The sequence below is a fragment of the Elizabethkingia miricola genome (assembly GCF_001675285.1).
In the GTDB taxonomy this organism is placed as follows: Bacteria; Bacteroidota; Bacteroidia; order Flavobacteriales; family Weeksellaceae; genus Elizabethkingia; species Elizabethkingia miricola.
On sequence record NZ_LSGQ01000003.1, the window covers coordinates 136,895 to 160,714 of the forward strand.

Below are 23,820 nucleotides of genomic sequence, written 5' to 3' on the forward strand. Positions count from 1 at the left end.
TTTTCTTTAATGTTCTTCAACAATTATTTGTTGACTACTTCTTCAATATAAGCGATTGCGTGTCCTACTGTTGTAATTTTTTCAGCTTGGTCATCAGGAATCTGAATGTTGAATTCTTTTTCGAACTCCATGATCAACTCAACAGTATCCAGAGAATCTGCTCCTAAATCGTTAGTGAAGCTAGCTTCTGGTGTTACTTCAGTTTCTTCCACGTCTAGCTTATCAGCGATGATAGCTTTAACTCTTGATGCGATGTCTGACATAGTAAATGTATTTTAAAAATTGTTAATCCAACTGCAAATATATAAAAAATCGAATCATTTGCTATTTTTTTACTCAATTTTGATGATTTACGTGGTTTGAAAAATTAAGGTTCTAAAAACGAATTATTTAAAATTTAATCTGGATTCTTTCATCCTGATTTTATTCATTATTTTTGCTTGAAAATATTACAGAATGAATGATTTTTTTGATAATGATGATGATATTTACGACGGAAATCAACATACACCACTAAGAAAAGATGCTTTTAAGCTGTCTACAGACGAAAAAGTTCAGAAGATTGAAGGTCTTTTTAGTGAGATAATGGAAACACTTGGACTGGATATGACCGACGATAGTCTGAAAGATTCGCCTAAGCGTGTAGCGAAGATGTATGTCAATGAAATCTTTGGTGGATTACTTCCTGAAAACAAACCCGGAATATCTACTTTTAAGAATCAATATAAATATAGACAGATGTTAGTAGAAAAGGATATTACTGTTTATTCTTTTTGCGAACATCATTTTCTTCCTATAATAGGGAAAGCTCACGTAGCTTATATATCTAATGGTAAAGTAATCGGACTTTCCAAGATCAACAGGATTGTAGATTATTATGCAAAGCGTCCGCAGGTACAAGAGCGTCTTACAATGCAGATTGTAGGAGCGATGAAGGAAGCTTTGGGAACTAAAGATGTAGCCTGTATTATAGATGCAAGACATCTTTGCGTAAATTGCAGAGGTATAAAAGATACAGCAAGTTCAACAATTACTGCAGAACTAAGTGGTATTTTCAGAACAAACCCTATTACAAGACAGGAATTCCTTCACTATGTAGGAAGCCATGCAAAACTGGATTAAAGTAATATAAAATGATAAAATTTAAAAAAGTTTCGAACCGAATTTTTCTTGCTACAATTATTTGTTGTGGCAAATAGTAATTATATTGGCAGAAAACTACAACAAGATCATTTTAATCTTTCACTTTAAACAACATTATAAATAATGCAACTTAAAATATATAACTCGCTTACAGGAGAAAAAGAAGACTTCAAACCTATATTGGACGGAAACGTTGGAATGTATGTCTGCGGACCTACAGTATATAGTAATGTCCATTTAGGAAATGTAAGAACTTTTCTTTCCTTCGACTTTATATATAGATCCCTGCAATTTCTGGGATATAAAGTAAGGTATGTAAGAAATATTACAGATGCGGGGCATTTAACTGATGATGGTAATATAGATAATGACCGTTTCATTAAACAATCCCGACTGGAAAAATTAGAACCAATGGAAATTGTACAGAAGTATACAGTCGATTTTCATGAAGTACTAAAGAAATTCAATCTGCTCCCGCCTACAATAGAGCCAACGGCAACAGGCCATATCATCGAGCAAATTGAACTGACAAAAAAGTTAATTGAAAAAGGCTTTGCTTACGAAAGCAATGGATCCGTTTATTTCGATGTTCTGGAATATAATGCAAGAGGCCTAAACTATGGGGAATTAAGCCGCAGAAATATAGAAGAGCTTTTTGCCAATACTCGTGATTTGGATGGTCAGGGCGAGAAAAAAAATCCACAGGATTTTGCACTTTGGAAGAAAGCATCTCCACAACATATTATGCGTTGGATTTCTCCTTGGGGAGAAGGTTTTCCGGGATGGCACCTGGAATGTACAGCAATGAGTACTAAATATCTTGGAGATAAGTTCGATATTCACGGTGGCGGAATGGATCTTAAATTCCCACACCACGAATGTGAGATCGCTCAAGGGAAAGCTTGCAATGGTACAGAGCCGGTAAACTACTGGATGCACGCTAATATGCTAACGATGAATGGGCAAAGAATGAGTAAATCTACAGGTAATTATATTCTGCCAATGGAGTTAATTACCGGGAATAATAATTTCTTCGAAAAGCCATTCCATCCAAGTGTATTGCGTTTCTGCTTCCTGCAGGCGCACTACAGAAGTGTACTGGATATTTCCAATGAAGCAATGCTGGCGAGTGAAAAAGGCTTTAGCCGTCTGATGGATGCTGTAAAAATATTAGATGAAATTCAAGCATCTGATGTTTCTACAATTAATGTTCAGGAATGGCTTGATAAAGCGTATTCTGCACTTGTTGACGATTTTAATAGTCCAATACTTATATCACACCTTTTCGAAGCTGTGAAATGGATTTTCCTTCTTAAAGATGGGAAAGAAACAATTACAGCAGAAGATCTTGCATTGCTAAAAGAAAAGCTGAACGCTTTTGTATTTGATGTGCTGGGATTACAAACGATAACAGAAGAAACGGGAAGTGATAAACTGGATGAAACATTACAGTTATTGATTGAACTGAGAAATCAGGCAAGAAAAACTAAAAACTGGGAGTTGTCGGATCAGATAAGGGACCGCCTTCTGGAGAAAGGTATTGAACTAAAAGACGGAAGAGAAGGGACATCTTATACGATTAACTAGATCATCCGGAATGAAGAAAATACAATTCAATATTCACTACAGAACAGCTATAGGAGAGAGCCTTTTCATTAAAATAAAAGAACTGGGGACAGGGAAAGTATCGGAAGAAGAACTGGACTATGTCTACGACAGTATCTGGCGTTTTGGTAAAGAAATAAAAGAAGGTGATGCCGAATACCATTTTTTGGTAAAAGATGTAGCCGGGAGAATATTGAATGAAGAAATGAACGGACATTTGCTTAGCACATATCCTTCATTTGATAGCTATTGTATTTTCGATTCATGGAATAATAAAAATTTTCCTGAGAATTATCTTAATAATAAGATAATTCAGAATGCTTTAAAAGGTAGGGAATTTCAAAAAATACAGCCTGAACAGAAAGAGAGTCATCTTTTCACTGTTCAGGCTCCTTTATATAATAAGGATGAAAAAGTTGTACTTCTGGGAAGTGCATCAGAATTGGGAAACTGGGATCTGGATCATTGTATAGAGATGCATCAGACAGATATTGTTACATGGGAGGTATTTGTTGATTTGTCGGATAATATATATGTTGAGTATAAATATGCAATTCTCAATATCAAAACAGGAGAGATCGTCTATGAAAACGGATCAAACCGTAAAGTTCGGACAGCTCCGAATCCGGAAACTCTTAATGTTCTGCATGATCATTATTTCAAATTTCCTGTAGAAAAATTGTGGCGAGCGGCAGGAGTAGCAGTGCCTGTATTTTCATTACGTTCAGAAAATAGCTTTGGAGTAGGGGAGTTTGCAGATCTTAAACTGCTTGCAGACTGGGCAGCGCAGACAAAACTATCAATGTTACAGATTCTGCCGATTAATGATACCACTGCTACCCATCAGTGGACAGATAGTTATCCTTATGCTGCAATTTCGGTATATGCACTCCATCCACAATATTTGTCGTTAGATGATTTAACTTATCCACTTTCAGAAGCATTAAAAGAAGAATATGAAAGCGAAAAGAAACGACTGAATTTGTTGTCTCAGGTAGATTATGAGGCCGTAATGAGTGGAAAGCTGAAATATCTGAAAGTTATATTCAGCGAGAATCAGGACAATATCTTTGTAGATAAAAACTTTCAGAACTACCGTAAACAAAACTCAAACTGGTTAGATGCTTACGCTGTGTTTTGTACATTAAGAGATGTATACGGAACACCAGATTTCAGCAAATGGAAAAAACTTTCAGTTTATAATGCTGAAGAGGCAAACAGATTTTTAGACTCAGATCATCCGGATTATACTACCGCTATATTCCATATCTGGGTGCAATACCAGTTGCATTTACAATTAACAGCAGCTATAGATTATATACATAGTAAAGGACTGGCAATAAAAGGTGATCTTCCTATTGGAATTTACCGGCATAGTGTAGAAGCCTGGACAGAACCTGAATTATTTGGTATGGACTTTCAGGCAGGAGCTCCACCGGATGAATTTACGGATCTGGGGCAAAATTGGGAATTCCCGACTTATAACTGGGAAGTCATGAAAGAAAATGGCTATCAGTGGTGGGAAAACAGATTTACTGCTTTATCCCAATATTTCGATGCCATGCGCATAGATCATATACTAGGTTTCTTTAGAATATGGAGAATGCCGGTATCTGCAGTACAGGGAATACTGGGTAGCTTTTATCCTGCAATTCCGGTAACTACAGAAGAATTGGAAGATAAGAAGATCTGGTTCGATCGTGACAGGTACTGCAAACCTTTTATCAATGATGAAATTCTTCAGCATGTATTAGGAGATCTAAAAAATGATGGGATTAATACTTTTTTAATAAAGGATAAAAAACTCTATCATTTCAGGCCTGAATATGATACGCAGAAAAAAATAAAGGCTTATTTTAAAGAGCACGATGATTCGCTGAAGATTAAAGATAAATTGTATTATCTGCTGGCAAATGTGCTTTTTCTGGAAGAAGAAACAGAAGAAGGAATCGTTTATCATCCAAGATTTAATCTTTCAAAAACCTTATCATACCAATATCTTGAAGAAGAAATAAAAGGTAAACTATTTGGTCTGTATATCAATTATTTTTTCCATCGTCAGGATCAAATGTGGAAAGAAAATGCAATGGACAAACTGCCCATACTATTGCAGGCAACTGATATGCTTATTTGTGGAGAAGATTTAGGACTTGTGCCGGAAGTAGTACCGGAGGTCATGGACCATCTTGCTATTTTAGCATTGAAAGTACAGCGTTCTCCCAAGGAAAATGTTGCTTTTTATAACCCCAAAAATGCAACTTATCTCAATGTAGTTACAACGTCATCACATGATACCAGTACATTGAGGCAATGGTGGAAAGAGGATCGTGTGCTTATCCAAAAATATTATAATGAGCAGCTGAACCAAAATGGTAAAGCTCCTGAAGAGTTAGCACCTTATCTGGCAGAGATCATTATAAAACAACATTTGCATACAGAGGCAATGTTGGCCATATTCCCGATTCAGGAATTTTTTGCAACAGATAAAGATATTCAGAATCCGGATGAAAATGCAGAAAGAATTAATATTCCTGCAATCTTTCCTCATTATTGGAGGTACAGAATGCATATCGGATTAGAAGATTTATTAAAAAATAAAAGTTTTAATCAAAAGATAGCTAATTGGGTGAACGCTTCCGGAAGATGATCTTTTTACATCCCGATTTTTCTTAATTCGAATATCGTATACTGAAAATAACAAATTGTAATCAAAACCGTTATGTAAAAAATGGTACGCTTTTGGGTATGCATCTTTAAAGTAAAATTGATTATGAAAAAGTTATTAACAGTATTAGCCCTAGGAGTATTTGCACTAGGCTTTTCACAAAATTATTATGACGACTACAGGGGAAGTGTTTCTTCTATCAACTGGAGGGATGTTGCTTCTTATTTAGGCCTTAACGGAAGACAGATAGCAGCTATTGATTTACTAAATAACCGCTATCCAAACTATGATTCCTGGGATCGTGTTTACAGAGGTACACCAGACAGATGGTACAGAGACCGTTATGGAGAAATGGAGCGCATCATGACGCCTGCACAATATAAACGTTTCTACGATCGTTATTACAGAGGGCAAAATCCAGTATGGATCTACGGTAAAAACTACGATAAAAAATACTACAAAGAAAGAGACAAGTATTATAAAAAACAGTGGAAACAATATCGTAAAAATCGTGATAACGACAATGACCAGGGAAGAGGATGGGGCCGAAGAGATCATGATGATTAATTAAAAGGCAGAAAGAGATTATCAATCAAAAGAACCGGAAGAGAAATCTTCCGGTTTTTTATTTGTTTCTGTGTTAAATTTTGTTAGCAAAAAACATCACATTAAGAAATGTATTTATCTTCGTAAGATGAAGATTTTGTATGCGATACAAGGTACAGGGAACGGGCATGTAAGCCGTGCGAGAGAAGTGATACCGATTTTACAGCAATATGGAGATGTAGATCTTCTTATTAGTGGTACTCAGGCGGATGTAGGTTTGCCCTATTCCATAAAATACCAGCTAAATGGCTTTGGATTTGTCTTTGGAAAAAAGGGAGGAGTCGATTTTCGGGAAACATGGAACAGGTTCAATACAAAAGCTTTTATATCGGATATTAAAAACTTACCGTTGCAAGAATATGATGCAATTATCAACGATTTCGAGCCTGTCACAGCATGGGCGTGCAAAAGAAAGCGTATAAAGAGTGTTGCTCTGAGCCATCAGTCTTCTTTCTTGTCAAATAAAACACCTATGACAGAGGGCTTCCATTGGGGAAAACTGATTCTGAAAAATTATGCACCAACCACTTATCAGATAGGTTTTCATTTTGAAAAGTATGATGATTTTATCCATACGCCAGTTATAAGGAACGAGATCAGAAATCTGAATCCCGCGGACAAGGGACATTATACAATTTATCTTCCTGCCTATAACGACGATTTTATTATTAATAAGCTTCAGAAATATAAGGATAAGGAGTGGCATATTTTTTCTAAACATTCATCTCAGGCATATGAAAAAGAGAATATAAAAGTAACCCCTGTGAATAATGAGCTGTTTAATAAATCCTTAGAAACCTGTAAAGGACTGTTAACCGGTGGAGGATTTGAAGGCCCTGCTGAAGCCTTGTATTTGGGAAAGAAATTACTTTCTGTTCCTATGAAAAATCAGTTTGAGCAACAGTGCAATGCTTTGGCAATGGAAAAAATGGGAGTGCCGGTTATTTGGACAACTGCGGATTGGGAAAAAAAGCTGGATGAATGGATTTTCGATTCGGATGTAATCAAAGTTTCCTATCCGGATGAAACAAAAAGTATTGTCGGGAATATGTTTGAGCGCTATTTTAACTAAAATTCTGTTTTTTTAACGATAAATAACATGAGGGTCCTTTAACAGGACTCTCTTTTTTTTATCAAATACATACAATTCAATAATATAAAAACAGAACAAAATGAAAAAAATAGTTTTCAGCCTATTGCTAATGGGCGCTACAGGATTCGCATTTGCACAACAAACTACTGAACCAATGAAGGCTGACCGCCAGGCTAAAAGACAGGAAATGATGCAAAAGCGTCAACAAAACTGGGATCAGATGAAGAAAGATCTTAATCTGACTGCCGATCAGGAAAATAAAATTAAAGCACTGCATGAAAGAAATGCTGCCGACATGAAGCAAAAAATGGCTGAACGTAAAACGGACAGAGAAAACATGAAGCAGGAAATGAAAGCTAAGAAAGAGCAGAATGATGCTGAAATGAAAAAAATTCTTTCTCCGGAACAGTATGCTAAGTGGAATGATATAAAAGCTCAGAAAAAAGCCGAACGTCAGAACAGGATGAAAGCTTACAAAGAGAAATCAAAAAACATGTAAGAATATCATTTAAAATAAGAGAGCGAGAATTTTTCGCTCTTTTTTATTTTCCTTATTTTTGATACAAATATCTAAACTATGATCAGTACAAAAGTTGAATCTTTAATTAACGAGCAGATTGCTAAAGAACAGTATGCCGCACAATATTACCTTGCAATGTCTGCATGGTTTGAAACTCAGGATCTTGAAGGACTGGCTAATTATTTCAGAGTTCAGTCTAAAGAAGAGTTAATGCATGCTGATAAAATGTTTGATTACCTTAATGATGTAGGTGGAAAAGTAATTTTACAGACTATTCCGGCTCCTCCAAGTGAGTTTGCTGATGCACTGAATATTTTCGAGAAGGCATTAGCTCACGAAAAGGAAGTAACCAAAAGCATTTTTAATATTGTAAAAGTTGCAACTGAGGAAAATGACTTTGCAACAACATCTTTCTTACAGTGGTTCATCAATGAGCAGGTAGAGGAGGAAGCAACAGCTTCACAATATGTTTCAAAAATTAAAATGGTAAAGGATAATCCATCGGCCCTGTATCTTTTTGATCAGGAATTGGGACAGAGAGTCTTTAACGCTGATGCAGAAGCATAAAATAAACCGCCGAAAGGCGGTTTATTTTTTTTAGTATGCCTGATTTTCTTAAATTTAAGCAAAATAAAATTTATGAAGACTTACGGTGTAGATTACCTTCAGTATGAGGACATTATTAAGATTATAGATGCTCCTGAAAAAGCAGAGATGTCTGCGAAAGCAATGTTGCAGGTTAAAAAATCGCAGGATAATGTAAAGAAAATCATTGCAGACGGAAAAACTGTTTACGGAATTAATACCGGCTTTGGTCCTTTATGCGATACCAAAATTTCTGATGACGAGATTTCTCAGTTACAACATAACCTTATTATCAGTCATAGCGTAGGTGTAGGAAAGCCTATCGACAAGAAATTGTCTAAGATAATGATGGTGGCAAAGATTCATGCTTTATCCAAAGGTTTTTCCGGAATCTCTCCACAAGTTGTGGAAAGGCTTCAGATTATGGTGGAGAAAGATATCATTCCGGTAATTCCGGAGCAAGGATCTGTAGGTGCTTCCGGAGACTTAGCACCTTTATCACATATGGTATTACCTCTTTTAGGTTTAGGAAAGGTATGGAACGGTGACCAAATTGAAGAAACTAAAACAGTTCTTGACCAGCACAATCTTGAACCATTAAAACTGGGACCAAAAGAAGGATTGGCTTTAATTAACGGAACTCAGTTTATGCTGGCACATGGTGTTGCAGGTTTAGATAAAATGAAATATCTGCTGGATCTTGCAGATCTTGCAGCAGCGATGAGCCTGGAAGCTTATCAGGGATCGGCAAGCCCTTTCAAAAAGGAATTGCATGAGATAAGACCATTTGAAGGAAGTCAGAAAGTAGCTGAAAGAATGACTAAGCTTTTGAAAGGTTCTAAAAATCTTAAAAATCACGAAAATTGCGATCGTGTTCAGGATCCTTATTCTTTCCGTTGCGTACCACAGGTGCACGGTGCAAGCCGCAATGCATGGCTTCATTTGAAAAGTGCTATAGAAACCGAATTGAACTCTGTAACCGATAACCCAATTGTAGTTAGCGATGAAGAAGCTATTTCCGGAGGAAATTTCCACGGACAGCTAATTGCTTTACCATTAGATTATGCAACATTGGCAGCTGCCGAATTGGGGAATATTTCTGATAGAAGAAGTTATTTATTGCTGGAAGGTAAATATGGACTTCCAAAATTACTGGTTGAAAGTTCGGGTCTTAATTCCGGATTTATGATTCCACAATATACCTCTGCAGCATTGGTTACGGAAAACAAAACATTATGTTTCCCTGCATCTGCAGACAGTGTACCAACTTCTTTGGGTCAGGAAGACCATGTATCTATGGGAAGTATCAGTGGAAGAAAATTCAATCAGGTTTTAGGTAACCTCGAAAATATTCTGGCGATTGAATTAATGTTTGCTGCTCAGGGCTTAGAATTCAGAAGACCTTTGAAATCTTCAGCGATTATAGAAGAAGCTTACGATCTGATTCGTACTAAAGTTGCAAAACTGGAAAATGACCGTGAAATCGGTAAAGATATTCTGGCAATTGCAGATCTTATAAGAGAAAGAAAATTCAATGTGAATATATAATAAGAAATAAAAAAGACATCCAAACGGATGTCTTTTTTATTTAATCACAAATTATCTGATCAAACCTGAATAACACCCAGGTTGAATTTCTCTGTAATAGGGGAATGGTTTGCGGCTTCAATCCCCATGCTAATCCATTTTCTGGTATCAAGCGGATTGATAATAGCATCTGTCCATAATCTGGCAGCTGAGTAAGTAGCCTGAGTCTGCTTATTATAATTCTGAGTAATTTTGTCCAGAAGTTCCTGATGTTCTTCAGCGGAAAGTTCTTTTCCTTGTTTTTTTAATGTAGCCTCCTGAATCTGTAATAAAACTTTTGCAGCTTGTGCTCCTCCCATTACAGCCAGTTCAGCCCAAGGCCATGCTGCTATAAGACGAGGGTCATAAGCCTTTCCGCACATCGCATAATTCCCAGCTCCGAAAGAATTACCTGTAATGATAGTAAATTTAGGAACTACAGAATTAGAAACAGCATTCACCATTTTAGCTCCATCCTTTATAATACCACCATGTTCAGATTTGGATCCTACCATAAAACCTGTAACATCCTGTAAAAACACCAACGGAATTTTTCTTTGGTTACAGTTTGCGATAAAACGAGTCGCTTTATCCGCACTGTCAGAATAGATTACACCGCCAAACTGCATTTCGCCTTTTCCGCTTTTTACAAGTTTTCTCTGATTGGCAACAATACCTACTGACCAGCCATCAATTCTTGCTGTAGCACAAACAATGGTTTTGCCATAGTCTGGTTTGTATTCTTCATACTCACTGTTATCAACAAGTCTCTTAATAATATCATATGTATCGTATTGCTCCGCTCTGGAAGCCGGCATAATTCCAAAGATATCATCGGGATTCTCTTTTGGCTGTGCAGGTTCAATTCTGTCGAACCCTGCTTTATCATAATCACCAAGAGATTTCATGATATTTTTAATTCGGTTTAAAGCATCTTTATCATCCTTAGCTTTATAATCAGTTACACCGGATACTTCGCAATGTGTTGTGGCTCCTCCTAGTGTTTCATTATCTATATTTTCACCAATAGCAGCTTTTACAAGATAGCTTCCTGCTAAAAATATACTTCCGGTTTTATCCACAATCATCGCTTCATCGCTCATAATTGGAAGATAAGCACCACCAGCTACACAACTTCCCATTACTGCAGCAATTTGTACAATTCCCATGGAACTCATCTTAGCATTGTTGCGGAAAATCCGTCCAAAATGTTCTTTATCCGGAAATATTTCATCCTGCATAGGAAGATATACACCGGCAGAATCTACCAGATAAATGATTGGTAAACGGTTTTCCATTGCTATTTCCTGTGCCCGCAGGTTCTTTTTCCCGGTAATCGGAAACCAGGCTCCGGCTTTTACAGAAGCATCGTTGGCAACAACGATACATTGGCGTCCTGAAACATGCCCCATCATTACCACTACACCGCCACTAGGACATCCTCCATGTTCGGCATACATCTCATAACCGGCAAGAGCACCAATTTCAATAGCGTTTTCAATATTATCCAGAAGATATTCAACTCTTTCACGGGCAGTCATCTTACCTTCATCACGAAGTTTTTGCAGACGTTTCTCACCACCTCCTTTTTTTACCTGGTTCAGTACCTGATTAATTTCTGAAAGTTTTAATTTATTCTGATCTTCTCTTTTATTGAATTCTATGTCCATTGGGTTTATTTTATCCTCTAAATATAAGCTTTTTCAGAGGATTTTGAAATGATAGATTTTAGTGTTTTAAATTATTGATAAACAATATGTTATTTTAATATATTTTAACTTTTATTCTGTTGCATATGGATCGTGTTTTGAATAACTTTGCATATAGGAAATGAGTTACGGTAAGAGGTAATTCATGAGTTGTGTCTTAATAAAGATCAATTCCTAAGTTTATTTTTTTAATAGTTTATTATTTGAAGATCCCGAGTACTGATAAGGTACCCGGGGTTTTTTTTATTAAAAAAAGCTTCAGAAATTCTGAAGCTTTTAGTTTTATAGTTTGTCTATAGTCTCGGAGTTTTTCAGAGCTACAGGTTTAGTGCCTTTTCGGAGTTTCATATTGATAAATTCTACAGCAAGTGAGAAGAAAATAGCAAAGTAAAGATAACCTTTAGGTATTACACCAACTTCCTGTTCGAATATTACAACATGGGCAAGATGGGATGATTCTGCAAGAAGCATTACACCGATAAGAATAAGGAAAGATAGTCCCAGAATCTGTATAGTTGGATGTTTGTTTACAAAATGACTAACAGGTCCTGCAAATGCCATCATAATTATAATTGAAATAATAACGGATAGAATCATAATAGATAAAGCTCCGGTTTCCCCAAACTCTTTAAAGCTTACAAGGCCAACAGCGGTAAGGATACTGTCAAAAGAGAAGACAAGATTAAGAAGAGCAATTTGTACAATAGCACTGTTTAGTCCTACTTTTTTAGTATTTTCTGTTTTCAGCTCTTCTTCTCCTTCCAATTTATGGTGGATTTCTGTTACACTCTTATAAAGTAAGAAGAGTCCGCCAAGGAAGATAATAATACTTTGTCCGGTTATTTTACCATGAAACCAACTGAGGTTAACTTCCAGTAAAACTGAATTCAGACTGAGTACCCATTTGATTCCAAATAAAAGGGCTATTCTGAAAACCATTGCTAATCCCAAACCTATATTTCTGGCTTTAGGCTGGTCTTTAGGACTTAGTTTGGAAGATACAATAGAGATAAATACGATATTGTCAATACCTAGAACAATCTCTAAAAATGTTAGTGTTAGTAATGCAACCCATGCATCTGTAGAAGCGAAAACGCTCAGGAAATCCATATTAATTTTTTGGGTAAAAATATGAATAATTCGCTAATTTTGCATTTTAATAATTATGATGTTCAGGTCTTCACAGTTTCGGTTGCATTTAATCGTTTTTTTATGGGGATTTACAGCGATTTTGGGAAAGCTGATTACAGTTGATGCCCTTGAGCTTGTATTTTTCCGGATGTTATTTGCGGCTTTATTTCTTTATCTTTTCATTAGGGTTGTGAAGAAACAATCTATGAAAGTTTCCCGTAAACTATTCTGGCAATTGATTGGTGTTGGCGGACTAATGGGGGGGCACTGGTTGTGCTTCTTTTATTCTATTAAGATATCCAACGTATCTATAGCATTGTCCTGTCTGGCTACAGTTACATTATTTGTATCTATACTGGAACCTATTGTATACCGAAGAAAACTGGATTGGGTAGAGTTGCTGCTCGGACTTATTATTGTGTCCTGTATGCTGCTTATATTCAATGTTGAATTTGAACACAAAATAGGAATTATTTTTGGGGTGATATGTGCTTTTCTCGGAGCAACTTTTACGGTACTGAACGGAAAGCTATTTGGAAAAACATCCTCAGAAAACATCATTTTTTATGAAATCTTCGGAGGATGGATATTGGTGAGTTTATTCTTACTTGGATCAGGTGAAATAGGATCTGTAGTAAACATAGACTGGAAGAATATTTTACTGCTTTTACTTCTGGCCAGTTTTTTCACAGCCTATCCAATGCTGGAATCGGTAAAACTCATGAAATATATTTCCCCCTTTACATTGGCACTCACCGTAAATCTGGAGCCTGTCTACGGAATTATTTTGGCTTATTTTATCTTTGGTAAATCCGAAGAAATGAGTCCTGTATTTTACGGAGCTTCAGCAGTTATGATTTTAGCTATTATTGTAAATGCTGTTATCAAAGCCAGAAGAAGAAAGACGGCGGAAGCTGCTATACATTAAAGTAGGGATGCAATAAATCTTCGAATTTGTAAAATCCCGATTTTTTATCCGCAAGATGCTCGGCTGCAAATAGAGCACCATTACCAAAAGCATCTCTGGAAATAGATTCATGAATTAACCGTACCGTTTGAAAAGGAAAACCGAATATAACTTCATGTTTTCCTACAATGCCTCCTGCTCTTACAGTGTTTATGTTTTCGTCTTTTATATCTAAAGCATCTGCAATCCTTATAGCAGTGCCCGAAATTCCTTTTTTGTCTTTGAAGTGTTCTTCAATAATCTCGATATCAACAGAAGGTGCTATTTTTTTAAGAAATGTAGAGGCGTAAAGTAAATAGTTTATTCCGAGAGTAATATTGGGTGACCAAAATACTGTTGCCTTTTTCGCCAGTTTTTTCAGGAAATTTATTTCTTTAGCGGTGTAATGAGAAATTGCAGATATTATTTTTACATTCTTCTTGGCAGCAGCGTCTCCGTAAGCATATATTCCATCCGAAGAAGAAAAATCGATGATTGCATCAACAGGGTGTTCGTCTAATAACTTTTCTATACTAAGATTGTTTTCAGAGTAAATATTACCAGCGTCTGTACTTTCTATTCCGAAAAATTCAGAAGCACTTCTGTTATTTAGTCTGTTTGTTTTCCGGTAAATCCATTGCAGGGAATGTTCTTTATTCTGAAGAATGACAGATGCAACTGCTTTCCCCGTTTTTCCGAATCCAAAAAGTCCTATTTTCATAATAAAAGGTTTTAGTTAATACTCAGTGAATTTGTACAGTCCAGAAATGGAATGTGTTTATATAGTGTAAGTTACTAAAATATAAATAAAGCCTTTTATGGTTATTTTTATAATAAATTGAAAGATTCGGTGTTTAGAGTTTGTTTTTTGATTAATTTAGTTCAAAATTTTATTAGGTAAAATACCCATGTTATGAAGAAGTTATTATCAATATTCCTTATCAGTAGCGTAGTTACAGCTTATGGTCAAAAAATAAGTGACTTTCAGTATATCTATGTTCCGAAGACGTTTGAGAAAGAAATGAACAAATATGATCTGAACAAGCAACTGGTAAAAGGATTAGAGAGTAAAAATTATAAGGTTATTCAGGAGGAGAGAGAAGATTGGCCGGCAGAGTTGTTACAAAACAGATGTAGTGTAGCGCGAGCTAACCTTCTTGACAATAGCAGCATGTTTCGAAACAGAGTTATTGTAAAATTTAGTGATTGTAATGATAAAGTATTACTAGAAGCTAAAGGAATGTCTATGCAGAAAGAATTTGAAACTGGCTTTCCAGATGCTTTAGATGTTTCTCTAAGATCGGTACCTGTATCTAATCCTTCTCAGACTATCAGTATTGTAGAAAATACGAAGAAGCCTAAAGAAGAAGTTATAGCTAAAGTTGAAAAAGTTAAAACAACAGAAGCTGTTTCTGCTCCGGTAGTAACAAAATCTGAAGTTTCTTCACCTATTGCAACAACAAATAAAGCAGAAGTATTCAGCAACGGAAAGATTAGTGTGCAGAAGATCAATATGGGATCAGGTCAGTTTATCCTGGCAAGCGGAAGCAGCTCTTCTCCATATGCAGTATTTACTGAAACCAGCAAGCAGGGTGTTTACCGTGTGAAGATGGAAAACGGTGCTACAGCTTTAGGCTACGCAGAGAACGGAAGCTTAATCATTGAGATTCCTCAGGCTAACGATACTTATCAGAAAGAAGTCTTTCAGAAGAAATAGTAAAAATAAAAAAGCAGTGAATTAATCACTGCTTTTTTTATGCATTTTCGTTTCCGTTAAAGTATTCGAATACCATTTTAGCCTTGCTTTTTCCCAGAATTTCTTCCAGTGTTTCCATATTGGCTTCACGAATCCGTTTTACCGATTTCATTTTGGACAGAAGCAATTCTATACTTTTGGGGCCTACACCCGGTATTTCTTCCAGTTCCGATTTTATAGTTGAGTTTTTTCTGCGGGTACGATGGTGCTTCACCCCAAAGCGGTGAGCTTCATCTCTTACGCGCTGCAATATTTTAAGAGTTTCCGATTTTTTATCCAGATATAAAGGAATAGGGTCTTCCGGGAAGAAAATTTCTTCCAGCCTTTTTGCAATACCAACAATTGTTATCTTACCATATAGTCCAAGAGTTTTCAGGCTTTTTATTGCTGAGCTAAGCTGCCCTTTACCTCCGTCTATCAGGATTAACTGTGGTAAGTCTTCTCCTTCATCTAAAAGACGGCTATACCTGCGGAGAATGACTTCTTCCATCGTAGCAAAGTCATTGGGACCTTCTACTGTTTTTACATGAAATATACGGTAATCCTGTTTACTTGGTTTACCATCTTTAAATACGACACAGGCCGACACTGGATTTGTACCTTGAATGTTCGAGTTATCGAAACCTTCTATATGCCGAGGTTCAACAGGCATGCGCAGGTTTTTCTGCATTTCTGCCATAATGCGGTTGGTATGCCTTTCCGGATCTACAATCTGTACCTGCTTTAGCTTCTCCAGACGGTATTCGCGGGCATTCTTTTCGGAAAGTTCCACAATTCGCTTTTTGTCCCCAACCTTCGGTACAATTATTTTTGCCCCCGGGATTTCTACTGAAAGATGGAATGGAAGATAGATCTCTTTGGATTTTGAGCTAAACTTCTGACGGATTTCTACTAAAGCTTCTTCCATAATTTCTTCGTCACTTTCCTCCAGAACTTTTTTAATTTCTGTTGTAAAAGATTGTACTATAGAACCATTGTTGATTTTAAAGTAATTGACATAAGCCGCAGATTCGTCTGAGAAAATACCGAAAACGTCTACATCATCTATATAGGCATTTACAACCATACTGTGTGTTTGGTAGTCTTCCAGGATTTCCAGACGCTCTTTTACCATCTGAGCATTCTCGAATTCCATTTTTTCTGCAAAATGCATCATTTGATCTGTCAGATACTGCCGGGCAATCTTATAATCACCTTTTATAATCCCACGGATGGCTTTAATTTTATCATTGTATTCTTCCTCGGATTCCAAACCTTCACATGGACCAAGGCAGTTCTTAATATGGTATTCCAAACATACTTTGTATTTCCCGTCGTCAATTTTGTCCGGACTAAGATTGAGGTTACAGGTTCTGAGTTTGTAAATCTTCTTAATAGTATCGATCAGAATCTTTGCCTGGCGGGGCTTGGCATAGGGGCCGTAATATTCGGATCCGTCTTTTATAACGTTTCGGGTAAGAAAGACTCTGGGAAAAGATTCATTTTTAATGCAAATCCAAGGATAGGTTTTATCATCCTTCAGCATTACATTATAATATGGATTAAGCTCCTTAATAAGATTGTTTTCCAGTAAAAGAGCATCATACTCACTATTTACAATAGTCGTTTCAAGGCGGATTATTTTAGATACCATAATACGGGTACGGTAGCCGCCATGATTTTTATTGAAATAGGAGAGGACTCTTTTTTTTAGATTTTTGGCCTTACCTACATATAATAAGTTGTTGTCTTTATCATAATAACGATAAACACCAGGATCTTGAGGTAAGGTTTTTAGCTGAAGTTCTAAGTTGGGATTCACAGAGTAAAATTACGAAAAAGTACTTGACGTTAATGATTTAAAAAAGGTATAAGCAAAAATTATATCTTTATCAAAAGTTATTGCTACCAAATTATAAAATGAAAAATCAGACCTTAATATTTTTATTTTGCTTTTTAGCAAGCCTCATTAAATCTCAGAAGATTGAGTTTAATGGAGAAATTCCAATGAGATTCTTTTCTTTTAGTGGAGAGACGCTGGATAAGAGCCAGCAAAATATATATTATGAATTCTCTTTTATTAAGAGATCGAAATCCAAGATACAAACGATATGTATTTTAGAATTAGGCAAATCAAAATCAAAATTTTCTGATCTTAATAGTATTAAGTCTGATTCCCTCACGAAGATTTATAATACCCAAAAAAGGGTTACAAATGAAGAATTTAATAAATTGTTTCAAATGAGAGGTAAGTGGAATAATGTTTTAATAAAAGATAGGGATAATAAAACAATTATAGTTCAGGATCGTGTTCTTAACGCTTATCAATATGATGAAAAGCAGCCTGATTTTAATTGGAAACTTGAAACTGAAACTAAGATAATACTAGGATACAATTGTAGTAGAGCTACAACGCAATACCGAGGACGGAAATATGTAGCCTGGTATACTACTGAAATTCCTATTAGTAATGGACCTTATGTTTTTGAAGGACTTCCGGGACTAATTATGGAAATAGAAGATAGTAAAGATGAGTTTCATTTTAAAGCGGTTGCAATGGATAAAATACCAAGAGAAATCTATAGAAGAAATGATAAGGAAATTCGAATTGTTACCCGAGAGCAATTCAGAAAACTTGCAAAGGATTATCATGAAAACCCAGGTTACTATCTGGGAGAGACTTATGATGCGGCCGGGAACCAGATACGAGACAGAGGAAAGTCTATTCCCTATAATCCGATTGAAAAAGAATAATTTTAAAAGTATTAGAAATATTTTTTTTGTTATAAAATCTGATCAATTATTCACTTAAAATTTATAGGAAAAATACTTCCGTAACACTAAAAAATTAGTTAAATTTAATTTTCACAAAATCAGGTTTAATAATATTATATGAATAGAAAAATTACACTTTTTATTTTCCTTTTAATCATCAATCAATATTTTACCCAAAATATTAAAGAGGAAAATATAAACAGATTCACGTATGAACTTACCTATAAAATAGATTCAACAGATTTAGGAGATGTAAGAAAAGAACTTTTTTTTCTGGATGTCTTAGGAAAAGAGTCGCGCTTTGCCAGTCAGAACAAGCTGATGAAAGATTCTGTCATTTATTCTGTTGCTGTTACCAACGATGCCGCAGCAGCGCTTTCGATGATGGGACGGATGAAAACAAAGTTTAATTATAATATTTATACTAATCCGGATAAACAGGAACAGATGATTGTAGAGACAATTGGTATGAAGAATTATAAATATCAATTTCCACTTTCAAAAATGAATTGGAAGGTTGAAGATGAGGTTAAAAAAATAGGTGTATACAATTGCCAGAAAGCAACATTAGTAATAGGAGGCCGGAAATGGACAGCATGGTTCACACCAGATATTCCATTAAATTCCGGACCTTATAAATTTCAGGGATTACCGGGACTGATTGTTTCAGTTTCGGATGAAAAATCTCATTATTCCTTTATATTGCAGGGAAATAAAAAAGAAAGGGTACTCTTTTCCCCACTGACTATACAGCGGGTAACGGAGATAAAACCTAAAGATTTAGCAAAGCTGCGGGAAAATGCTGATGGGGTAGCAGTATTTAATATGAGTGGATTTCAGCTAAGCCCTGAAATGCAGCGTGAAGCAGAAAAGAGGTTGAAGGAAAGAAAAAAGAAAGAAAATAATCTTCTGGAGTTAAAGCCATTTGAAGTATTTTAATAGATGGCTATCAAAAAATGTCATCCTGAGCCCAGCTCAGGATGACAAAATAAAATATTCATGGATTTTTTTGAGATAATCTCTTCTTATATATATAACACTTCTACTTTCCAGACTTTTTCTCCGGATTTTTCTAATGCCTTTTTATAGATATCGATCTGGGCTTCATATTTTTCACGTTCAGCTCCCGTTTTAAAGTCTATAATAATCCAGCCTTCAGGTGCTTTTAACAGACGGTCGGTACGTAACAAACGGGATTCTCCCTTATCAGAAAACAGAATGTCCCGTTCATTAATAACTTCATAATGACCATCGAAATACTGTGGATAGGCTTCAAATAATTTATTCAGTCTAATCTGTACAGCTTCAAATTCAGCCTGAGTAATAGTTCCGTCCAATAAATATTGTTTCAGAACATATGGCGCGTCATCTTTCGTAACAACTTTTTCCAGAATCTGGTGAGTGAATATACCCGTTTTTACACTTTCATTTCGTTCCTGATAACTTTTGGAAGGTGTCGCAATTTTTATTTCAGTACTGAAAGTTTCATCAGAAGCCCTTAACGAACCAATGTGAAGATCCTGCCCGGTATGCTGTTTTGTTTTTTTATGCTGTTTTAGCAAATGCTTCTCATCTGTTTCGAAAAAATCGAAACTATCCTCGTCAGTATTCTTTTGTCCTGCAATAAAATCATATATTTCCAAATACCCTGAAGTTTTTCCTGGCTTCTGAATATAGAAAAACATTTGCTCCACCGCTCTTGTTGTGGCTACATACTGAATACAAAACCTGTCGATTTTATTTTTATAAGTGTTTTCTTCATTAAAAGAAGTCATGCCCTGATCATATTGTGCGAGGTCTTTATTAAAAGAAGTAAGGTTTACTGTTTGTAAAGGTTGTTCTCTGGAATCCGAAATGTCATACCAGTCATTAAACTGAGTATCCTTGTGGCTGTTTCTCATAGGAAGGAAAACCACAGGGAATTCAAGTCCTTTAGATTTATGAATTGTCATCAGGTTAATGGCATCCGTGTTTTCTGAAGCCTGAATACTTATGGAGTGCCCCTCTTCCTGCCAGTATTGAAGGAAATCTTTTAGGGTGGCCGCCATATTTTGGAAGAAGCCATATAAAAGTTCCAGAAAATTGATGAGGTAATCGGTCTCCTTTCCTTTTACAGAGAATTCCTGTAAAATACTTTCGATAAAACTATAGGTATTGAGATTTGGAATATCGGAAGTAAGCTTCAGTTTGTATTTTTCCTCTACTTTCTCTTGCAGGGACGAGGTGTTTTCGGCCAATAGAATATCGGAAAGTTCTGCACTGAAGTCTTCAATACTTATACGGCCTGACTTATTCAGATAATAAAGGCAAAGAACCAGGTATCTTCTGTTTTTCGGAAACGAGTACCATAGCAGATACTGGATAACAGCATTGATGGTTGAAGAAAGATCCAGTGTTAATCCTTTTTCTGAAATAGTCCGGATAAATTGTTTTTCATTTTTATAATCTACTTCCAGAGCTGAAAGCGACTGGGAGAACTTCAGAATATCATTATTACCTCGGCATAAAATGGCAATATCCGAAAAACTAAAACCATTGTTCAGGCATTCCTGAATATCATTTTTCATTTTTTCGGCAACATCGTCAAAGAAAACATCTGCACTATTGTTTTCCACAAGGTTTATTTTTACGCGGCCTGCATTCTCAGAATGTGGTCTCTGCTGCGCCAGAGTACCAAATATGTCGCGGTAATCTTCCTCTACAAAATCAGAAAGATACTGGTATAGTTTGTTGTTAAATTCTACAATGTTATAACTACTTCGGTAATTATGCTCCAGATTATGAATGTCCGCATATTTGGGAGTCTCTTCCTTTTTATTAATAATGTCCAGCATCAATTGCGCATCTCCGCCCCGGAACCTGTATATACTTTGCTTTGGATCGCCTACAAGAGTAAAACTGGTATTTTCTTCGGAAAGAATATGATCCCGAAGAGGAAGGAAATTCTGCCATTGTAGAAATGAGGTATCCTGAAACTCGTCGAAAAAATAATGCTGATATTGCTCACCAACTTTTTCGTATATAAATGCAGAAGGTTCGTCGCGAAGTTGTTCGTTGATTAATACATTGAAGCGGGAGAGCATTAGTAAGTCATTCTCATCTTCAATAAATTTTAGCTGGTCCTGTATCTCTTTATTTACTTTCAGCGGAAGGAGGGCTGTATGGATCTTCTTCTTCTTCTCTATTTCCAGATGATTATGGATAATATTTTTTCTGTTATCCAGCAGGATAGGGAGGATAGCAGCGATTTCATCTGCACGGTTTTTAGATTTGGCACCGGACAGCTTATTGTAGTTTTCCAAAGCTTTTTCTTCCGAGTTGGTAGGAAGGGCAGGGGATTCGGTATTCAGATATTTCTCAAAAAAGACAGCAATACTGTTTACTTTACCACCGGCAAAGTCTTCTGTTAACAAATCGCGGGATTTTATGAGTTCAATAGACGAAAGAGCTCTTTCTTTAGCATCTTTCATCAGTTGTTTTATTTCTTTCCTCAGCTTTTCTTTTTCATCAGAATAAGCATCCCAGTCAAAATTCTTATTCTTTCCTAAGGTAAAATAATGAATATCACTATTGAAGTTCTTTGCACTGTCGAATAAGGTCTTCTGTAGATTTTCCCGCTTCTGATTATCCAGATTGTAGTTGACATAATCCATAAATGCTACAGAAAGCTGTTCGTTATCACCAATTTTGTCCAGTGTCTGGTCTACGGCTTCCAGAAGAAAGGGGGCAGCATTAATTTCCAGATTAAAATTCTGGGGCAATCCCAGTTCGTAAGCGAAAGAGCGAATTAATCTGGTGTTGAATTTATCAATAGTACTAATATTCAGTGCTGAATAATGGTGGAGGATGTAATCCAGTAAATTTTTGGATCTGTAATGAAGGTCTTCAAGAGTCAGGTGAATACCTTCTGCTTTCAATTCTTTCTGAATATCAGTCAATGCCTGAATATCCATATAACGATCCGATGTGAAATCCCCAAGCCATGACAGAATCCTTTCCTTCATTTCATTGGCCGCTTTATTGGTAAAAGTAAGTGCCAGAATATTTCGGATAATTTCAGGTCTGTTATTGCGTAGGCAGATCTTCAGGAGATTTTTGATAAGACTATAGGTCTTCCCGGAGCCTGCAGAGGCATTTATAACGGTATAAGTGTTCATTAAAGAATTGAGAATTAAGGTTTAAATTTAAAAATAAATTTGCGCTTTCAGAAAATTTATTTACTTTTGCATTCGAAAATGAGATGTAAAATATGTTAATAATTCCAGTAAAAGACGGAGAATCTATCGATAGAGCTCTAAAGAAGTACAAAAGAAAATTTGATAAAACAGGTGTTGTAAGAAAGCTAAGAGCTAGACAACAGTTTGTTAAACCTTCTGTGACTCATAGACAAAAGATTCAAAAAGCAGCTCACAAGCAAAGAGGCGTTAGCCAGGAAGAACAAGCATAAGCCAATTTTTCCAGGTTTATTAGATACAATCACTTTCCGAATGTTTATATTTGGAAAGTGATTTTATTTTATAGCTATTATGACACTTATAGATAAGTTTCTCGAATATATAAGAGTTGAGAAGCGTTACTCGGAAAACACGGTTACCAGTTACAAAAAAGATCTCCATGATTTTATGGCTTTTCTCATGGATACGGAGGGGATAGAAGATACGCTACAGGTTGATAAAAAGATTGTACGGAACTTTATTATATCTCTGAATGAAAAAAAGTTTACTAACAGGAGTATAAATCGAAAACTATCCAGCCTACGGAGCTACTATTTGTTTCTGATGAAGGTGGGAGATATAAAAGTATCACCACTGGAAGCAATAGATTCTTTAAAGTTCTATGCCGAAAAGCAGATTCCGATGTCTCAGGAAGAGATGGAGGAATTGCAGCAGGTTTTTACAGAAAAGCCGGATACCCTTACAAAAGCAATTATCGAAACCCTTTATCAGACCGGAATGAGAAAGTCTGAATTGTGTACGCTTCAGTTTCACGATGTAGATTTTAGCAGCCGCATCCTGAAAGTACATGGTAAAGGAAATAAACAAAGACAGATTCCAATGTCTCCTGACCTGGAAAATATCCTTCAGGAATATCTTGCGGAAAGGAATTCTCTACCTGATTATAATCATCTCTTTTTCGTCAATCACAGAGGGAAGAAACTGACTGAAAAGTTTGTTTATTCCAAAGTAAACTTCTATCTTAGTTATGTTAGTTCTAAGAAGAAGAAAAGCCCGCATATGCTCCGGCATAGTTTTGCAACACATGTGCTGGATAACGGCGCGGAGATATTCGCGGTAAAAGAAATCTTAGGTCATGCTAGCCTTGCAAGTACGCAAGTGTACACTAATGCAAGTATTGAACAGTTGAAAAAAGTGATTAACCAGGCTCATCCAAGAGCCACAAAAAAAGATGAATTATGAAAATTACTGTACAATCCTTTGGATTAACCCCTCATGCTCCGTTAGAAGAACATATTGAGAAAAAAGTAAACAAACTGGAAACCTTCTATGACAGAATTCAGTCATGTAAAGTTCTTTTGAAAGTTGAAAATACAGCCGATAAAGAAAATAAAACAGCTGAGGTTATTTTGGATATTCCGGGGGAAGATATCGTTGTTAAGAAAACATCGGCAAGTTTTGAGGAAAGTATTGACAGTTGCGTGGATGCAGCTAAAAAGCTGTTAATCAAGAAAAAAGAAACTGCTTAGAAAAAAAAATGAAAAAAAGTTTAAAATAATTTTGAAG

General features: G+C 36.0%; 21 protein-coding genes. 15 read left to right on the forward strand and 6 right to left on the reverse strand.

All coding sequences use genetic code 11. The features are described 5' to 3' along the window. Positions 1–23: 23 nt before the first annotated feature. Entirely contained in the window at positions 24–263 is a 240-nt protein-coding gene (locus tag ATE49_RS03445) for an acyl carrier protein (RefSeq protein WP_002976354.1), read from the reverse strand. Positions 264–456: 193 nt separating this feature from the next. On the opposite strand from ATE49_RS03445, the gene folE reads away from it, so the two are divergent. The 8 genes from folE (at position 457) to hutH (ending at position 9,765) form a co-directional block, all read left to right on the forward strand. Next, positions 457–1,122: a GTP cyclohydrolase I FolE gene (gene folE / locus ATE49_RS03450; protein WP_034867868.1), complete on the forward strand. Its 666-nt coding sequence runs from the start codon at positions 457–459 to the stop codon at positions 1,120–1,122. Between the two features lie 144 nt (positions 1,123–1,266). After that, the gene (cysS, locus tag ATE49_RS03455) at positions 1,267–2,730 is read left to right on the forward strand and encodes a cysteine--tRNA ligase (RefSeq protein ID WP_065081096.1); all 1,464 of its coding nucleotides are present in this window, start codon (positions 1,267–1,269) and stop codon (positions 2,728–2,730) included. A gap of 10 nt (positions 2,731–2,740) precedes the next feature. Further along, on the forward strand, positions 2,741–5,395 hold the full coding sequence (locus ATE49_RS03460) for a 4-alpha-glucanotransferase (RefSeq protein WP_065081097.1): 2,655 nt from the start codon (positions 2,741–2,743) through the stop codon (positions 5,393–5,395). 123 nt (positions 5,396–5,518) lie between these two features. Continuing rightward, positions 5,519–5,980, forward strand: coding sequence for a hypothetical protein (locus tag ATE49_RS03465; RefSeq protein ID WP_065081098.1), 462 nt, complete (start codon positions 5,519–5,521; stop codon positions 5,978–5,980). A 127-nt stretch (positions 5,981–6,107) separates the two neighbouring features. Next, a complete protein-coding gene (locus ATE49_RS03470) occupies positions 6,108–7,091 on the forward strand; it encodes a glycosyltransferase family protein (RefSeq protein WP_065081099.1) in 984 nt (327 codons plus the stop codon). A gap of 100 nt (positions 7,092–7,191) precedes the next feature. Next, on the forward strand, positions 7,192–7,611 hold the full coding sequence (locus ATE49_RS03475) for a hypothetical protein (RefSeq protein ID WP_045182257.1): 420 nt from the start codon (positions 7,192–7,194) through the stop codon (positions 7,609–7,611). A 78-nt stretch (positions 7,612–7,689) separates the two neighbouring features. Next, positions 7,690–8,199, forward strand: coding sequence for a ferritin (locus tag ATE49_RS03480; RefSeq protein WP_024564743.1), 510 nt, complete (start codon positions 7,690–7,692; stop codon positions 8,197–8,199). A 72-nt stretch (positions 8,200–8,271) separates the two neighbouring features. Further along, positions 8,272–9,765 (forward strand): histidine ammonia-lyase, encoded by a 1,494-nt coding sequence (hutH, locus tag ATE49_RS03485; RefSeq protein ID WP_049037303.1) that lies wholly within the window; start codon positions 8,272–8,274, stop codon positions 9,763–9,765. 59 nt (positions 9,766–9,824) lie between these two features. On the opposite strand, the gene ATE49_RS03490 is transcribed toward hutH, so the two are convergent. Together ATE49_RS03490 and ATE49_RS03495 are read right to left on the reverse strand one after the other, a co-directional pair. Further along, positions 9,825–11,453 (reverse strand): acyl-CoA carboxylase subunit beta, encoded by a 1,629-nt coding sequence (locus ATE49_RS03490; RefSeq protein WP_065081100.1) that lies wholly within the window; start codon positions 11,451–11,453, stop codon positions 9,825–9,827. Between the two features lie 321 nt (positions 11,454–11,774). Next, complete coding sequence (locus tag ATE49_RS03495; protein ID WP_059326033.1) at positions 11,775–12,602, reverse strand: TerC family protein; 828 nt, start codon at positions 12,600–12,602, stop codon at positions 11,775–11,777. 58 nt (positions 12,603–12,660) lie between these two features. Here ATE49_RS03495 and ATE49_RS03500 point away from each other — a divergent pair, with 58 nt between their 5' ends. After that, positions 12,661–13,551, forward strand: a complete 891-nt coding sequence (locus ATE49_RS03500) for a DMT family transporter (protein ID WP_065081101.1) — start codon at positions 12,661–12,663, stop codon at positions 13,549–13,551. Here the strand turns inward: ATE49_RS03500 and ATE49_RS03505 are convergent. Then, entirely contained in the window at positions 13,541–14,290 is a 750-nt protein-coding gene (locus ATE49_RS03505) for a 4-hydroxy-tetrahydrodipicolinate reductase (RefSeq protein WP_065081102.1), read from the reverse strand. The two genes, ATE49_RS03500 and ATE49_RS03505, sit on opposite strands and share 11 nt — an antisense overlap. A gap of 192 nt (positions 14,291–14,482) precedes the next feature. On the opposite strand from ATE49_RS03505, the gene ATE49_RS03510 reads away from it, so the two are divergent. Beyond that, entirely contained in the window at positions 14,483–15,286 is an 804-nt protein-coding gene (locus tag ATE49_RS03510; RefSeq protein ID WP_065081103.1) for a hypothetical protein, read from the forward strand. A 37-nt stretch (positions 15,287–15,323) separates the two neighbouring features. Here ATE49_RS03510 and uvrC read toward each other — a convergent pair whose 3' ends face one another. After that, entirely contained in the window at positions 15,324–17,126 is a 1,803-nt protein-coding gene (uvrC, locus tag ATE49_RS03515; RefSeq protein WP_065081104.1) for an excinuclease ABC subunit UvrC, read from the reverse strand. Positions 17,127–17,224: 98 nt separating this feature from the next. Here uvrC and ATE49_RS03520 point away from each other — a divergent pair, with 98 nt between their 5' ends. Together ATE49_RS03520 and ATE49_RS03525 are read left to right on the forward strand one after the other, a co-directional pair. Beyond that, complete coding sequence (locus ATE49_RS03520; protein ID WP_065081105.1) at positions 17,225–18,058, forward strand: GLPGLI family protein; 834 nt, start codon at positions 17,225–17,227, stop codon at positions 18,056–18,058. Between the two features lie 138 nt (positions 18,059–18,196). Then, positions 18,197–19,018, forward strand: coding sequence for a GLPGLI family protein (locus ATE49_RS03525; RefSeq protein WP_065081106.1), 822 nt, complete (start codon positions 18,197–18,199; stop codon positions 19,016–19,018). An 86-nt stretch (positions 19,019–19,104) separates the two neighbouring features. Here ATE49_RS03525 and ATE49_RS03530 read toward each other — a convergent pair whose 3' ends face one another. Continuing rightward, positions 19,105–22,236 (reverse strand): UvrD-helicase domain-containing protein, encoded by a 3,132-nt coding sequence (locus ATE49_RS03530; protein WP_065081107.1) that lies wholly within the window; start codon positions 22,234–22,236, stop codon positions 19,105–19,107. 92 nt (positions 22,237–22,328) lie between these two features. On the opposite strand from ATE49_RS03530, the gene rpsU reads away from it, so the two are divergent. From rpsU to hpf, 3 genes are all read left to right on the forward strand, one after another. Then, positions 22,329–22,526, forward strand: coding sequence for a 30S ribosomal protein S21 (gene rpsU, locus ATE49_RS03535; RefSeq protein WP_034869620.1), 198 nt, complete (start codon positions 22,329–22,331; stop codon positions 22,524–22,526). Between the two features lie 79 nt (positions 22,527–22,605). Then, the gene (locus ATE49_RS03540) at positions 22,606–23,496 is read left to right on the forward strand and encodes a tyrosine-type recombinase/integrase (RefSeq protein WP_065081108.1); all 891 of its coding nucleotides are present in this window, start codon (positions 22,606–22,608) and stop codon (positions 23,494–23,496) included. After that, positions 23,493–23,783, forward strand: coding sequence for a ribosome hibernation-promoting factor, HPF/YfiA family (gene hpf, locus ATE49_RS03545; RefSeq protein ID WP_034869616.1), 291 nt, complete (start codon positions 23,493–23,495; stop codon positions 23,781–23,783). Before ATE49_RS03540 ends, hpf begins: the two co-directional genes overlap by 4 nt. The last annotated feature ends 37 nt before the right edge of the window (positions 23,784–23,820 follow it).

Coding starts and splice junctions, on each gene's coding strand:
- ATE49_RS03525 (WP_065081106.1), top strand. CDS start 18,197: ATGAATAGAAAAATTACACTTTTTATTTTCCTTTTAATCATCAATCAA.
- rpsU (WP_034869620.1), top strand. CDS start 22,329: ATGTTAATAATTCCAGTAAAAGACGGAGAATCTATCGATAGAGCTCTA.
- ATE49_RS03445 (WP_002976354.1), bottom strand. CDS start 263: ATGTCAGACATCGCATCAAGAGTTAAAGCTATCATCGCTGATAAGCTA.
- ATE49_RS03510 (WP_065081103.1), top strand. CDS start 14,483: ATGAAGAAGTTATTATCAATATTCCTTATCAGTAGCGTAGTTACAGCT.
- cysS (WP_065081096.1), top strand. CDS start 1,267: ATGCAACTTAAAATATATAACTCGCTTACAGGAGAAAAAGAAGACTTC.
- ATE49_RS03480 (WP_024564743.1), top strand. CDS start 7,690: ATGATCAGTACAAAAGTTGAATCTTTAATTAACGAGCAGATTGCTAAA.
- ATE49_RS03540 (WP_065081108.1), top strand. CDS start 22,606: ATGACACTTATAGATAAGTTTCTCGAATATATAAGAGTTGAGAAGCGT.
- hutH (WP_049037303.1), top strand. CDS start 8,272: ATGAAGACTTACGGTGTAGATTACCTTCAGTATGAGGACATTATTAAG.
- ATE49_RS03505 (WP_065081102.1), bottom strand. CDS start 14,290: ATGAAAATAGGACTTTTTGGATTCGGAAAAACGGGGAAAGCAGTTGCA.
- ATE49_RS03460 (WP_065081097.1), top strand. CDS start 2,741: ATGAAGAAAATACAATTCAATATTCACTACAGAACAGCTATAGGAGAG.
- ATE49_RS03495 (WP_059326033.1), bottom strand. CDS start 12,602: ATGGATTTCCTGAGCGTTTTCGCTTCTACAGATGCATGGGTTGCATTA.
- ATE49_RS03470 (WP_065081099.1), top strand. CDS start 6,108: ATGAAGATTTTGTATGCGATACAAGGTACAGGGAACGGGCATGTAAGC.
- hpf (WP_034869616.1), top strand. CDS start 23,493: ATGAAAATTACTGTACAATCCTTTGGATTAACCCCTCATGCTCCGTTA.
- ATE49_RS03530 (WP_065081107.1), bottom strand. CDS start 22,236: ATGAACACTTATACCGTTATAAATGCCTCTGCAGGCTCCGGGAAGACC.
- ATE49_RS03475 (WP_045182257.1), top strand. CDS start 7,192: ATGAAAAAAATAGTTTTCAGCCTATTGCTAATGGGCGCTACAGGATTC.
- ATE49_RS03520 (WP_065081105.1), top strand. CDS start 17,225: ATGAAAAATCAGACCTTAATATTTTTATTTTGCTTTTTAGCAAGCCTC.
- folE (WP_034867868.1), top strand. CDS start 457: ATGAATGATTTTTTTGATAATGATGATGATATTTACGACGGAAATCAA.
- ATE49_RS03465 (WP_065081098.1), top strand. CDS start 5,519: ATGAAAAAGTTATTAACAGTATTAGCCCTAGGAGTATTTGCACTAGGC.
- ATE49_RS03500 (WP_065081101.1), top strand. CDS start 12,661: ATGTTCAGGTCTTCACAGTTTCGGTTGCATTTAATCGTTTTTTTATGG.
- ATE49_RS03490 (WP_065081100.1), bottom strand. CDS start 11,453: ATGGACATAGAATTCAATAAAAGAGAAGATCAGAATAAATTAAAACTT.